The 14,979-nt window shown below is 58.9% G+C and carries 2 protein-coding genes; one reads left to right on the top strand and one right to left on the bottom strand.

Going from position 1 to position 14,979, the window contains the following annotated elements:
• Positions 1-6 precede the first annotated feature (6 nt).
• Positions 7-1,443 carry an ammonia-forming nitrite reductase cytochrome c552 subunit gene (gene nrfA, locus OKC40_RS03740; RefSeq protein ID WP_442865887.1) on the bottom strand — a complete coding sequence of 479 codons (1,437 nt, stop codon included), beginning with the start codon at positions 1,441-1,443 and terminating at the stop codon, positions 7-9.
• Positions 1,444-2,169: 726 nt separating this feature from the next.
• Between nrfA and OKC40_RS03735 the strand changes: the two genes are divergently transcribed.
• A complete protein-coding gene (locus OKC40_RS03735; protein WP_270794128.1) occupies positions 2,170-14,967 on the top strand; it encodes a retention module-containing protein in 12,798 nt (4,265 codons plus the stop codon).
• Positions 14,968-14,979 lie beyond the last annotated feature (12 nt).

Raw genomic sequence — 14,979 nt, 5'->3', positions numbered from 1 at the left:
GCGCCGTTACTGTGCCAGCCGTCCGGCCGCTTTGGCCTCGGCATCCCAGGCGGGGACCGTGGTCTTGAGGAACTGGGCCTTGTCGCTGTTGAACTGCTTCATATCCATGCCAAGGGCCGCTTGCGCTTTCTCCTTGGTGGAGATGTCGGGGATGGCGATCTCGTGGCTGATCCCCTTGCTGGCCAACAGGCGCGCCAGCTTGGTGCGGGCGTCAGCGGCTTTATCCAGCGCGCTGCCAAGTACCTTGAGGGCCACCTCGGGGGCGTGCATCTGCACCCCGTGGGAGGCGATGGCGTAGTCCCAGCGCCACTGGGCGTGACGGATGTCCTGCAGAATATCCTTCATCTCTGCTTCGGTGGCGCCGGCATCCCAGGCCGCCTTGGCTTCAAAGTGGGCGTGTACCAGCTGCTTCTCGACCTTCAGCTTGGTCTCGATCACCGCCTCTTTGCGCTGTTTGACAATCCCTTGCAGCATCTCCTTGCTCTGGGTGTGGCAGTTGCGGCAGGTCTGCTCGAAGCGATCGAAGGGGTTGCCCACCTTGTGATCGGTGTAGATCTTGCCCTGCTCGTTCTGCACCTTGGGCATGTGGCAGTCGACACAGGCGACGTTGTTCTGGCCGTGAATGCCGGCGCGCCAGGTTTCGTACTCGGGATGCTGGGCTTTCAGCATGGGGGTTTTGGAGAGGGCATGAGTCCAGTCGGCAAAGCCGATTTCATCGTAATAGGCCTCCATCTGCTCAACCGTGGTGCCCTTGTCCCAGGGGAATTTGACCGCCTTGGTGGGGCCGCTGAAGTAGTATTCCACGTGGCACTGGCCGCACACCTGGGACTGCTGATCAAAGCGCCCCTGCTCCTTGAACGGCTTGCCGATGGCGGTCATGGCCCGCTCGGCATAGGGACGGGAGAGGTGCAGGGCTGGTTTGCCCTCCTTGAACTCCTTCGAGGCAGTGTCGTGGCAGTCGGCGCAGCCGATGGTGTTGACTACTTCCGGCCCGCCCTTGGCCCACATCCCCTTGAAGTAGCCATCCTCACCCTGCTCGTCGATGACGCGGGCCACATCCGGGCCTTTGCAGCTCCAGCAGGCCATCGGCAGCGGGCCATCTTCGGCTGTCTTGGGGGCGCCGGTACGCAGGGTTTCCCGCACGTCGGTCAGCGCATAGAAGTGGCCCCGCGGCTTGTTGTAATCCTTGGCGAAGGGGTAACCGCCCCACAGCACCACCATATTGGGATCTTCCGCCAGCGCGTCGGTGCGCTCCTTGCTCTCGCTGGTGGCTTGCCAGCTGGTGAACTGATCGGCGTGATCCTTGGCGAACAGCTCGCTGCGCGCCTCTATCTTGCCATTGGTGGTTGCGTCATCAGCCAGTGCCCAGCCGCTGGTGCCAAGGCTGGTAGTTAGCAGCAGGGTGGCGAGGCCCAGTTTGATATGCCTGTGTTGTGAACCCACGTTTATCACTCCCAGATAAATGTTTTGGTCTCGTCTGACCCGTTCCATCTTGGTGTGGATCTTCCCCCCGTCGGGCGGGGTGGGCAGACATTCGCTTGCGGGTGAATGAAACCGCGCAATATATGATTGCTCGAGGGTTACCCTAACAAATAGGTAAATTTAATGATGATTTATCGGAGGGAGAGTTGTGCCAGATCAATTGGTGCACAGGATTGATCGCTGAAATGAGATCTGGATTAAATTTTATGGAAACTCAACTTCTTGTTAACTGCCGAGCATTCGATGGCAGGAGTTTGAACGGTACAGCTACGTACTGGCACTTTTTGCTGCTGATCCTGATTGCTGCCGTATTGTTCACAGATTCTGGCAATGACTTATGCTAAAAATTGACTGAATATGCAAATTCTCGGTGTTGTGGTATGAGCTTTTGACCTTCGGATTATGATCCATTTATTGAAGCTGCAGTGGATTTATCGTCAAACGACAGAAATAGTCACATGGAGTCTGATAGACCTGTTAATAAAGGTGATGGGATTGGGGTCATCCAAATCTCATTTCATTTAAAAAGGCCTTTTAGATGCACAATCTTGTAAGTTATGGCCATTTTATGGCAATCATTGTCGAAAATAGCGAAAAGACCCACTTAGTCTGGTGCGGTATGATTATTGAACAGACAAGTACCCTCTAGGTACTGATGTTGGTGGTTAAGGTTTTGCTGGAGGTTGTATGGCTGAGTTGCAAATTGAAAAGTCCACGGTGATCTCCCAACTCGAGGGCTCCGTGTTTGTCATCAGTGCAGATGGATCTGTCATACGAGCAAAAGTGGGGATGGCATTGCAGCCGGGGGATCGCCTGCAAGCTGCCCAAGGTGGCCACTTTCAACTAGCCGAGCCGGGCAGTGATCCTGCTGGTGAGCAAGATATGGCCGCCAAACCTGAGCCCGCCACACCTGCTGCTGATGGACAACCGACCGATCCGGAACTGGCCTCATTGCAAGAGGCGATCCGTCAGGGTATTGACCCGACCGAATTGTTCCAGGAGACCGCCGCCGGTAACGCAGCCGCTGCGGGTAATATCGGTGGTGTAGCCGGTTCCAGCTCGGGTGGATTTGTAGTGGTCGATCGTACCAACGATGCCACCCTGGCCGAGGCCGGTTTTGATACCGACCATGCGGTGCAACCTGTCGGCGATGAGCTGCTGTTTTCCGAAGAGCGCGATTTCTTTGCCGCCATCACCATCACCGAACCCCAAACCAGCGACAACATTATCAACGCCGATGAAGCGGCTGGCGTCATCATTCGTGGTGTGGTGGATGATGTGGAGGTAGGCCAGCCAGTCACTGTGACCCTTATCGATCAGGCGGGAAATTCACTGACGGTGACGACAGTGGTGCTGCCCGGCCTGGTGTGGGAAGCCAATTTTGGCGATGTGACCGGCAAGCTGGTGGATGGCCCGTTGCAGATTGTGGCCAATACCCAGGATCAGGCTGGCAACAACGCCAGCGATACCGGACAGACTCTGCTCGATACCATCACCACCATTACCCTCGATCTCGCCGATGAGAGCGACACCGGCGCCAGCCAGACCGATGATCTGACCCGCGACAATACCCCGCTGCTGCAAGGGAAGGGGGAGCCCGGTGCCACCGTGACCCTGAGCCTTGGCGGTAGCGTGCTCACCGTCCTGACGGTGGATGCCGCCGGTAACTGGCAATATCAGCTGCCGCAGACCCTGGCCGATGGCCAGTACCAGTTTCAGGTCAATTCCGTGGATATTGCCGGCAACCGCGCCAGCGATACCCTTGTTATCAATGTCGATACTCAGGCATCTATCGATATCGATGATCTCGATTCCGCAGCCCTGTTTGGCAACAGCAGCGCCACCCTGAGCGGTTCCACCAGCAATGTGGAGGCGGGTCAGAGTGTCATCATCACACTAGTCGACAGCAATGGCCAGCCGCTGTTGACCACCTCGGCACAGGTCGGGGCCGATGGCCGCTGGCAGGTATCAGGTCTTGATCTCTCCGGTATCAATCAATCCTTTGAAGTGCGTGCCAGTGTCACCGATCTGGCGGGCAACAGCGCCAGCGATGGGGCGCCGCTGATTGGTCAGAGCGAAACCCTGACGCTCTCCGAAGCCGGATTGGCCGATGGCCCGATCACCGCGACCGGTAGCCTCAATACCGGTGCCGGTCAGGATGGCAATCTGCAAGTCCAGTTCGCTGCTGATCAGAGTGCCCTGGAAGGGCTGGGGCTCGTCAGCCATGGCGCGCCTCTTGGCTACACCATCAACGGTCAGACCCTGACCGCCAGTGCTGGTGGGGCGACTGTCTTCACCCTGACCCTCAACAATGACGGCAGCTACCGCATCGTCTGGAGTCAGAGCCTGGATCACGGTCAGGACGCGTTGCGCCTGCCGTTCAACCTCGAATATCGCGACAGCGACAGCGATCTGGTGAAGGCGCCGCTGGTGATCAATCTGGTGGACAGCAATCCGCCTAGCTTCGAGATCCCGGCCATTCTTCTGACTGAAGATGCCTTTACCAACGGCGCCGCCGTGGTGGGCGAGAGCAGCTTTGTGGTCAAACACACCGCCGATCCTCTGCTGGTGGATTCGTTGGTGTTCAGTAATCAGAGCAACACCCTGACTACCCTCAACGGCTCGGGTCTTGCCAGCGATGGTCATCCGCTGACCTTTGAATTTGCCGATGATCGCACCTTGGTGGGTTACTACCTGGATGGCAGTGGCCAACGGGTGGAGGTGCTGCGCGCCGAATTGAATGCGCAGCAGCAGGGCAGCGATCTGGCTGGACGGGTGGTGGTCACCCTCACCGGCCCGCTCGATCATCAGGGCAGCGACATGCTTTCCCTCGATTTGCAGGTGAGCGCCAACGAGATAGATGGGGACAGCACCAGCGCCAACCTTACGTTGACTGTCAATGATGGCAGTGATCCCGCATTGGGCATCGACAAGGGGGTCGCCCTGCAAGAGGGGGGCAACCAGAGCATCGATGGCCAACTGCCGGTGACGGTGGGGAGCGATCGTCTGGCCTCCCTCAACTTTGAGGCGAGCCAACCTGCACTGGCGGGGCTCACCAGCCAGGGCAAGGCGACGAGTTACGAGGTTCAAGACAACCAGCTGATCGTCAAGGATTGGCAGGGCAAAGCAATCCTCACCGTTACTATTGGTCTGGATGGCAAATACAATGTCTCCCTGACCGGGGTGTTTGACGAGCCGGAAGCGACCAACAGCCTCAACCTTGGCCTGAAGGTACAGGGCTCAGATTTTGACGGCGACAAGAGCAACCTCGGCGCCCTCAATATCACCATTACCGATGGTGTCTTGCCGCAGGTTAATCCTGTCTCCCTCTCGCTCACCGAAGATAGCAACTGGCAGCAGGGCCAGACCCTTGACGGTGATCTGACTATCACAGCGGGCAGCGATCCGCTGGCCAGCATCACCTTCGATGCCAATCAGCCGGGGCTGCAAGGGTTCACCTCGGGCAAGCAGGCCGTGACCATCACGGTGGCCGATCATCGTATCGAGGGGCGTACCCCAGATGGCAAGCTGGTGTTTGAACTGACCCTCGGTAACGATGGCAAATACAGTTTCACCCTCCATCAACCGCTGGATCAGGGCAGTACCGACAGCCTGCTCAAGGCGGGCTTTACCCTGCTCGACAGCGATGGTGACAAGGTATCCTCCACCATTACCGTGGCGGTGGGTGATGGTGCCAATCCGACCATCTCCGCCGTGACCGGCACCACGATGACCGAGATAGCGCAAGGTGAGGCGGCCGCCGTCAGCTCCATGAGTTTCTCGGTAGCGCACGGCAGCGATGCCCTCGACCCCAACTCCCTTGGCTTTGATATCGCCACGATTCAGAGCACCCTGACTGGACTAACCAGCCACGGTAACCCGGTCACTTTCGCCGTTGATCCCGCAACCGGCCAGTTGGTCGGGACCTCCGGTGGGCAGGTGGTGCTGCGCGCCGAGCTGAGTCTGGTCGACAACAACGGCAACTGGAGTGTCACCGCCAAGGTCACCTTGAGCGGCGAGCTGGATCACAAGGGGAGTGAATCCCTCAACCTGCCGCTGGCCGTCACCCTTGCCGACAAGGATGGCGATCGCATCGGTACCACGCTGCCGCTCACCATTGCGGACGGCAAGGCTCCGAGCTTTATCCCCGGCACCGGGGTGACCCTGGATGAGGGGAACCTCACCGGCAGCAACAGCTTGAGCCAAACTGGTCACTTTGACGTACAAGCCGGGTCGGATCGGGTTGTCGAGGTGGCGTTTGCCGATGCCAACGAACAACCTGCGCTGACCGCATTGGGTAAACCGGTGCAGTACGAGCTGGTTGATGGCAATAGCGCCATCCCCGGCAGTCAGCTGCTCAAGGGCTATGTTGAGGTCAATGGCCTGCGGGTCGAGGTGTTCGAGGTCAAGCTGGTTGGCAGTCTCGATCAGGCGGGCAAGAACGGGTTTGACTATCAGGTGACCCTCTATCAGGGGCTCCATCAAGGCGGCAACGCCGTGACCGAACTGCCCATCAAGGTGAGCGTCAACGATTACGACAAGGCGGGCGGTAATAACGACAGCACCAGCGGCACCCTCAATATCCAGATTGGGGAAGGGGAGAAGCCGACCCTCACCCTGACCGGCGTGACCTTAAGCGAAGGGCGCTTCGATGGCGCCAACTCGGCCACCGATGACCAGCAGGCGAGCGGCAAGATCACCATCAAAGCTGACTCGGATCCGGTGACTGATGTACGACTGACCCTCTCCGGTCAGGTCATGGATGCCAGCGGCAAGCCCATCACCCATAACGGCGAAACCTTGACCTGGCAGGCGGTTGGCACCGATGGCCACACCTTCCAGACGGTGACCAGCGGCGGTCTGGTGGTGATGACGGTGTCCATCCCGACCGTCCCCGCCACCATAGCCGCTCACACCAGCGCGACCATCGATTATCAGGTAACGGTGCATACCAACCTGGATCATGGTGCCGACAACAAGCTGGAACTGACCTTGCCAGTCGAAGTCACCGACAGCGATGGCAGTCAGAGCCAGGGTTCCACCTCCATCACGGTGACGGATAGCCTTGACCCCGAACTCGGTCTGGACAAGGGCGTTTCACTGCAGGAGGGTGGCAACCAGAGCATCGATGGTCAGCTGCCGGTGACGGTGGGTAGCGATCGTCTGGTCTCCCTCAACTTTGAGGCCAACCAACCTGCGCTGGCGGGGCTCACCAGTCAGGGCAAGGCGACGACCTATGAGGTTCAAGATAACCAGCTGATCGTCAAGGATTGGCAGGGCAAGCCGATCCTCACCATCACCATCGGGCTGGATGGCAAATACAGCGTCTCCCTGACCGGTGTGTTTGACGAGCCGGAGGCGACCAACAGCCTCAACCTTGGCTTGAAGGTACAGGGCTCCGATTTTGACGGGGACAAGAGCAATCTCGGCACCCTCAATATCACCATTACCGATGGTGCCTTGCCGCAGGTAAGCCCTGTCTCCCTCACCTTGACCGAAGATAGCAACTGGCAGCATGGCCAGACTCTGTCGGGCGATCTGGCCATCACGGCGGGCAGCGATCCGCTAGCCAACATCACCTTCGATGCCAATCAGCCGGATCTGCAAGGGTTCACCTCGGGCAAGCAGGTCGTGACCATCACGGTGGCCGATCATCGTATCGAGGGGCATACCCCCGATGGCACGCTGGTGTTTGAGCTGACCCTCGGTAGCGATGGCAAATACAGTTTTACCCTCCATCAACCGCTGGATCAGGGCAGTGCCAACAGCCTGCTCAAGGCGGGCTTTACCCTGCTCGACAGCGATGGCGACAAGGTCCACTCCACCATGACCGTGGCGGTAGGTGATGGCGCCAACCCGACCATCTCCGCCGTGACCGGCACCATGATGACCGAGATAGCGCAAGGGGAGGCGGCCGCCGTCAGTACCATGAGTTTCTCGGTCGCGCACGGCAGCGATGCCCTCGACGCCAGTTCCCTTGGCTTTGACATCGCCAAAATCCAGAGCACTCTGACTGGACTCACCAGTCACGGCAACCCGGTCACTTTCGCCGTTGACCCCGCAACCGGCCAGCTGGTCGGAACCGCCGGTGGGCAGGTGGTGCTGCGCGCCGAACTGAGTCTGGGCGACAACAACGGTAACTGGAGCGTGACTGCCAAGGTCACCCTGAGCGGCGAGCTGGATCACAAGGGGAGCGAATCCCTCAACCTGCCGCTTGCCATTACCCTTGCCGACAAGGATGGCGATCGTATCGGTACCACGCTGCCGCTCACCATTGCGGATGGCAAGGCACCGAGCTTTATCCCGGGTGCTGGTGTGACCCTGGATGAGGGGAACCTCACCGGCAGCAATAGCCTGAGCCAAACCGGTCACTTTGACGTGCAAGCTGGGTCGGACCGGGTCGTTGAGGTGGCGTTTGCCGATGCCAACGAACAGCCTGCGCTGACTGCCTTGGGTAAACCGGTGCAGTACGAGCTGGTTGATGGCAATAGCGCTATCCCCGGTAGCCAGCTGATCAAGGGCTATGTGATGGTGGATGGCCTGCGGGTCGAGGTGTTCGAGGTCAAGCTGGTTGGCAGCCTAGATCAGGCGGGCAAGAACGGCTTTGACTATCAGGTCACCCTCTATCAAGGGCTCCATCAAGGCGGCAACGCCGTGACCGAACTGCCCATCAAGGTGAGCGTCAACGATTACGACAAGGCGGGCGGTAATAACGACAGCACCAGTGGTACCCTCAATATCCAGATAGGGGAAGGGGAGAAACCTACCCTCACCCTGACAGGCGTCACCTTAAGCGAAGGGCGCTTCGATGGCGCCAACTCGGCGGGCGATGATCAACAGGCGAGCGGCAAGATCACTATCAAAGCCGACTCGGATCCGGTGACTGATGTGCGACTGACGCTCTCCGGTCAGGTCATGGATGCCAGCGGCAAGCCCATCACCCATAACGGCGAAACCCTGACCTGGAAAGCGGTTGGCACGGATGGTCACACCTTCCAGGCAGTGACCAGCGGCGGTCTGGTAGTGATGACGGTGTCCATCCCGACCGTCCCCGCCAACATCGCCGCTCACACTAGCGCGACTATCGATTATCAGGTCACTGTGCATACCAACCTGGATCATGGTGCCGACAACAAGCTGGAACTGACCTTGCCGGTCAAGGTGACCGACAGCGACGGCAGCGTGATTACTGGCAGTACTACCGCCGTGATTACCGATGCCGCCGATCCCGTGATCACTTCTATCGAGAGGGTCACCGTCAAGGAGTCGGATCTCGATGCAGTGAACGGTCAGCATCCGGGGACCACACCAGCAGAGAGTGGAGAAACCGATGGCGGTAAGGTGACCATCACTGCCGGTTCGGATCGGGTTGCCTCCCTTGAACTGGATGTGGTTGCGTTCAATCAGGCCAATCACCTCACGTCGGGTGGCAAAGCGGTTACGCTGGCTGCACATAGCACCGGCTGGTATCTGGCTACGGCCGAGGGGGGCAAGCCCGTTTTCTGGGTCCACCTCGAAGTTAACGGCAGTTACAGCGTCTATCTGGTCGGCCAGCTTGATCACGGTGCACAGGGCAAGGATGAGTTGGCCATCGAAGTGCCGCTTTTTGTCACCGATCATGACGGCGATCGCAGCCCAAACGTCAGTGTGACCGTGACCGTGCAGGATGACATGCCTATCGGCACTGTACTGGCTCATACCCTGAGCGAGGGGAGCAGTGCCGTGACCGGCGATCTGCTGCCTACCGTCAATGAAAGTGCGGATGGTGCCCGTGTCGAGTCGATCACCATCAATGGCCAGACGTACGTCATCAATGGCTCTTTGACACAAGATGTGATGAGCCCAGATGGCAAGCAGGTGATGGGGTCACTGACCATCTCCGCCGATGGCTCTTATACCTTCGGTCCTGCAGCTGGTTTCAATCACGACGAAAGCCAGCTCAGTCAGGTGGTGACAGCTCATCTGGTGGATGGCGATGGCGATCGTGCAGACAGCACCCTGACCCTCAATCTGCAGGATGAAGCGGTGCACTTTACCGTCACGGCGGCGATTGGCAATGAGGATCAGGGGGCGCAAGACCATAGGCAGGGTATACCTATCGACATGCAGCTCGATATTGGCGATTTCGATCGCGGCGAGCATGTGGATCAGCTCCTGATTCAGGCGCCCCCCAATGCCCATGGCACCTTCTATTACAACGGCGTTGCCCTCACCACCACGGCTGATGGCCTGTGGTTTATCGTGCCGCCAGCGGCCATGGTGACCAGTGACAATGTTCACTACACCACTCAGGGGGTGACCTTTGTGCCCTCAAGCAACTGGTCGAGCTGGAGCAATGGCAGTCAACCACTGCACTTCCAGGTGCAGCTGCAGGTCGGCGTCACCGAAGGCGCGGCACCTGCGGCCGTAACGGGCGAGCTGGCTGTGACGGTGCGCGGTGTGGCCGACAAGCCGATATGGGACACAACCAACACCACTCGCCACTATGACACCAATGAAGACAGCACAGGTATCAAGCTGGACGTCAAGGCGAGCCTGACTGACACCGACAACTCCGAGACGTTGACCTACCAGATCAAGCTGGAAGCGGGCAAGGGAACCCTGATGCTCAACGGTGCCGAGCTCAAGCCAAATAGCAGTGGCATCTACACCGTTTCGGCCGGCAACATCAACAAGGTGACTGTGGTTCCGGGCAAGGATTTCAGTGGTGACATTAAGCTGTCGGTGACGCCGATCAGCACCGAGAAGAACCCGATCGCTCAGGGTCAGGGCACGGCGCAGGGAGACAAAATTGATCTGGTGATCAACGTCAATCCGGTGGCAGATGACACCAAGCTGACCATTCGTGATATTCAGGGCAAGGAAGACACCAAGCTCGATCTGGGTAGCAAGATCTCCCTTGCCCATTTGGGCGACAAACTCGATGGCTCCGAGAGCATGTTCGTGCGCATCAGCGGCCTGCCGGCCGGTGCAACCTTGTTGCTGGGTGGCGCCGCCGTGGCGCAGAACGCGGCGGGTTACTATGAGGTTCCTTTTGATCGTATTGGCGAACTCACGCTGCAACCACCGAAAAACAGCAACGTCGATTTTGATCTCACCATCAAGGGGGTGGTGAAAGACACGGCGACGTTGACCGATGCCAGTGGCCAGACCCATACCGTGGTCAACGAGAAAGAGACCGCTGGTCAGACACTTCATGTGGATCTGGTGGGGGTGGTCGATCAACCTCACTTTGAACTGGGTGGTACAGGCTGGGTGTCTGAAGGCGCTGGCTATGCCATTACGGTGGCCGAGGATGGCAAAGCGCCGCTCAACTTCAAGCTGGTGTCCGGTGAACTGGCGGAGACCCCGTTAGACAGCTCGGAAAGCCTTAACCTGGTGCTGAGTGGCCTGCCGGAAGGGGCCAGGGTATTTGATGCCAGCGGCAAGGAGCTGATGCTCACCTTTGCCGGACTCGATGCTCATGGCAAGCCGACCTATCAGGTCGATGTGTCGGATCTTGGCAATCTGGTGATCCAGCCGCCCCACAATAGCACGGCGGATTTGAACCTGATCGCCAAGGTGGTGGTGACTGAAAACGACGGCGACAGCAAGAGCTTCGATGTGCCGCTGCATATCAAGGTTGAGCCCGAGATCGACGCCACCGATTACAGCAAGACCAGCCATGGCCTTGAAGATCAGTTTGTGGTGCTGGACTGGCATCCGGTGTTGAGCGATGGCGCCGAGAAGGTGACGCACCTCAGCCTCTCAGGCATCGAGCCCGGTTACGAGATCTGGATCCGGGTGGGCGGGGTCGATACCCAGCTCACCGTGAACAGCGGTACGGTGGACTTGAGTGACACAGATCTGCGGAGCCTGTTAAACGGCGGCCAACTGCTGGTGAAAGCGCCGGAAGATAGCGACAGGGACACCACCATCCAGAGCCATGTCACCGTGACCCAGCATGATGTGGATTCGGGGGCCGTGGCCCAGAAGGTGATCGACGGCAATCTGCACGTCGATATTCAGGCGGTGGTCGAACCCGATGGCGAGTTGCAGATAGACAACCCCCTCCTCTTTGGCTTCCTCGATCAACCGGTGGATCTGGTTGGGGCATTCAGTTTTGACGACCGCGATCCCAGCAGCAGTGAGCGGATCGACTATCTGGTGATCAGCGATTTGCCCCCGGGATTTGTCGTTAATGGTGGTATCAGTGATGGTAAGGGCAACTGGACTGTTCCGGCAGGCAATCTGGGCAATTACAGCTTGCAGGCGCCGGATGGCTTTACCGGCCGGGTTAATTTCAAGGTCAGTGCTCGGATTCTGGACTACAGCGATGACGGAGATATCAGTGTTCCCGTGGTTCGTGAAATGCCCGTGTCGGCAATCTTCATCTTTGCCAATGCGACCGATGAGAAGGCAGCCCAGATCATATTCCAACCTGCTGCCGTAGTCGGGGTTGAGGATCATGTTGTCGATCTCGGGGCTCAGCTCAAGTCGCAGATTGTGATTGCGAGCCAGGACAGTAACCACGATGAAGTGAGTATTGTCATCACAGGGCTCCCGCCGGGAGTCACTCTGCAGGGGCTCAATTACGACTTCGTCAATGGCGAATACCTGATCAAACTGCCGACCAGTCTGAGTGGTCTGGAGAATTTGACATTGGGGTTACCCACTGATTACGCCGGCACACTCAATCTGAACGTGCGAGTCGTTAATACCGATACCACCAGCGGCGATACCAAGCTGGTCGAGAAGCAAGTCACTCTCTCCATCACTCCGGAAGTAGATATCAATGGTGGCCAGGATGGTCAGCCCGAGCTGACGCTGCAGGTCAAGGATGTGAACGGTCAGCCCAGCAACCTGGAAGACACCGAGATCCACCTCGATCTCTCGGTCAAACTGGCTGATATCAGTCCTAGCGTGGCTGACGGCGGTCTCGAGACGGTGGAGGCGGTGACCATCACCGTCGATCCCAAGTTCGGCTATTTCCTGGTCGGCAACCAGCCACTGACCACCCTGGTGGTCAACGATGTGTCGGCGCTTAAAGATCTGGTGTTTGTGCCCAAAGAGCACTTTAGCGGCAAGGTGCCGCTCGATATCCAGGTCGATATTCTCGATACCGCCACCACCGGCACGGCGCAAGCCAGCTGGAACGGGCATGCAGAATTTGAGATCAAACCGGTCAACGATCCGGCCCAGCTCACGTTGCACAGTGTCACGGGGAGCGAGGATGGCACAGTCAACCTCGGCGGGCTAGGCGCGACCCTGATCGACAATGATGGCTCCGAGCAGATAGTGGCGCTGCAGATCAAGGGGGTACCGGATGGCTTCACCCTGTCTGCTCCGGCGGTCAACAATGGCGGCGGCGTCTGGCAGATCCCGGTGGGGACTGATTTCTCCAAGCTTACCCTGATCCCGCCAGCTGACTTCAGCGGCACCGTGGAGCTGTCGCTGAGTGCATTTACCCTGGACAAGGGGCTCACCATTCCGCTCGAAACCAGTGGCAGCTTTACCGTCACCGTGACGCCGGTGGGGGATGCCATCATCGCCGATATTCAGGATCAGGCGAGTGGCACCGAGGGGGATGTGATCACCCTGGATCTGGGGCTGGAGACCCGGGATACCCAGCCAACCGGCGGCAGTGCGGGTAATGTGCATGAGAACAAGCCCGAGCAGGTGCGGGTCACCATCGAAGGGGTGCCTGATGGTGCCCAGATCCGCTTGCCAAATGGCGTGGCGGGGACGGTTATTGATCTGGGTGGCGGTCGCTGGCAGGTGACCACCGAGGGGGGCAAGCTTGGCGCTGTCGAGTTGGTGACCAATGATGCCAACGGTGCGCTGGATCTCAAGATCACGGCCCAGAGCCTCGACAACGGCGCCCTTGGCCCCGAGGTCAATGGCACCATCCGTGTGGATGTGAGCCCGGTCAACGATGCGCCAATCAACGTATTGCCAACGACCCCACTAGTTGCAGTGGAAGATCAGCCCTTCGTCATCCACGGCTTGCAGGTGAAAGATGTGGATGCGGGCAGCAGTCCCATCGAAGTTCGTCTCTCGGTCGAGCATGGCACCCTCAACCTGATGGCGGGCAGCGGGGTGACGGTGACCGGCAACGGGAGCGGGATGCTGGTGCTCAGCGGTCCGCTGGATGCCATCAATGCGCTGCTGTCCGGTGGGGTGACCTATCAGGGTGAACAGGACTTCAATGGTCAGGATCAGCTCACCATGGTGACCAATGATCTTGGCAATAGTGGTAGCGGCGGCGCGCTGAGCGATACCGACGTGGTAGCTATCGAAGTGCAGCCGGTCAACGATGCCCCGGTCAATCAGCTGCCTGGCAGCATGACGGTGAAGGAGGATGGCTCCCTGTCGCTCTCCGGCGTCAGCGTGAAGGATGTGGATGCAGGCAGTGCGCCAGTCTCCATGGTGCTGCGGGTCGAGCATGGTGTGCTGACCCTGCTGGGCGCGACGGGGGCCGTGGTGGTGCAGGGGGCGGGTACCAGCGAGATCTCCCTGGTGGGGTCGCTGGCCGATCTCAACCAGTTGCTGGCAAGCAACCTGCACTATGAACCGGCCAACGATTTCTGGGGGCAGGACACGCTCACTGTCACTACCTCTGATCAAGGCAACAGCGGTGCTGGTGGCCCGCTGAGTGACACCGATCAGGTGGCCATCACGGTCACGGCTGAGCCGGATATGCCGAATCTGACTGTGGATCAACATGCGTTCCATGCCTTGCAGGGGGCCGTTATCCCTCTTGGCATCAACGCCAGCGTGGTGAATCCGGCCACCGGTGAGCTCTCCATCCGCATCAGCGGTCTGGATGGGGCACAGGTGCAGGACGAGCATGGCCAGAGCGTCGGTCATGCCGATGGCAATGGTGACTGGCTGATCCCGGCCGATCACTCGGTTCCGCTCTTCTTCAGCGGTTTTGGTGACGGTGAGCATGTGTTGGGGATCAGTGCCGAGTCGAGTGTTGGCGGTTCAACCGTCAGCACGCCCCTTGAGACCATCACGGTGCACGGCCAGAGTGGTAATGAGCTGGTCGGTTCCGATCAGGGGGATTGGTTGTTTGGCTCCTCCGGTGATGACCGTCTGCTGGGGGGCCATGGCAACGACATCCTCACCGGCGAGGCTGGCAGCGATCTCTTCGTTTGGCAGCACGGGGATGAGGGGAGTGAAAGTCAGCCAGCGATCGATACCATCACCGACTTCCATCCGGAACAGGGGGACAAGATCGATCTGGCCGACATGCTGCAAGGGGTGAGCGGCAGCCATGTCGATGATCTGCTCAATCACCTCTCTGCCTCGGTGACCACGGGGAGCAATGGCCTGAGCGATGTGAACCTCTCGGTGGCGCCAGCCGGGGATGGTCATGTGACCCAGCAGATCACTCTGAAGGATGTGGATTTGACCAGCTGGAATCTTAGCGGTACTTCGTCCCACGATATCCTGCAGAGCATGCTGGAAGATCAACATAGCCTGATCATCCAGCACCCCTGATAGTGGGTGTGA

Origin of the sequence: Aeromonas sp. QDB11 (genome assembly GCF_027705265.1) — a bacterium.
Lineage (GTDB): Bacteria > Pseudomonadota > Gammaproteobacteria > Enterobacterales > Aeromonadaceae > Aeromonas > Aeromonas allosaccharophila.
This window is presented reverse-complemented; position numbering and strand designations above follow the sequence as displayed.

Excerpts from the sequence above, each read along its gene's own strand:
- OKC40_RS03735 (WP_270794128.1), top strand. The coding sequence starts at position 2,170 with ATGGCTGAGTTGCAAATTGAAAAGTCCACGGTGATCTCCCAACTCGAG.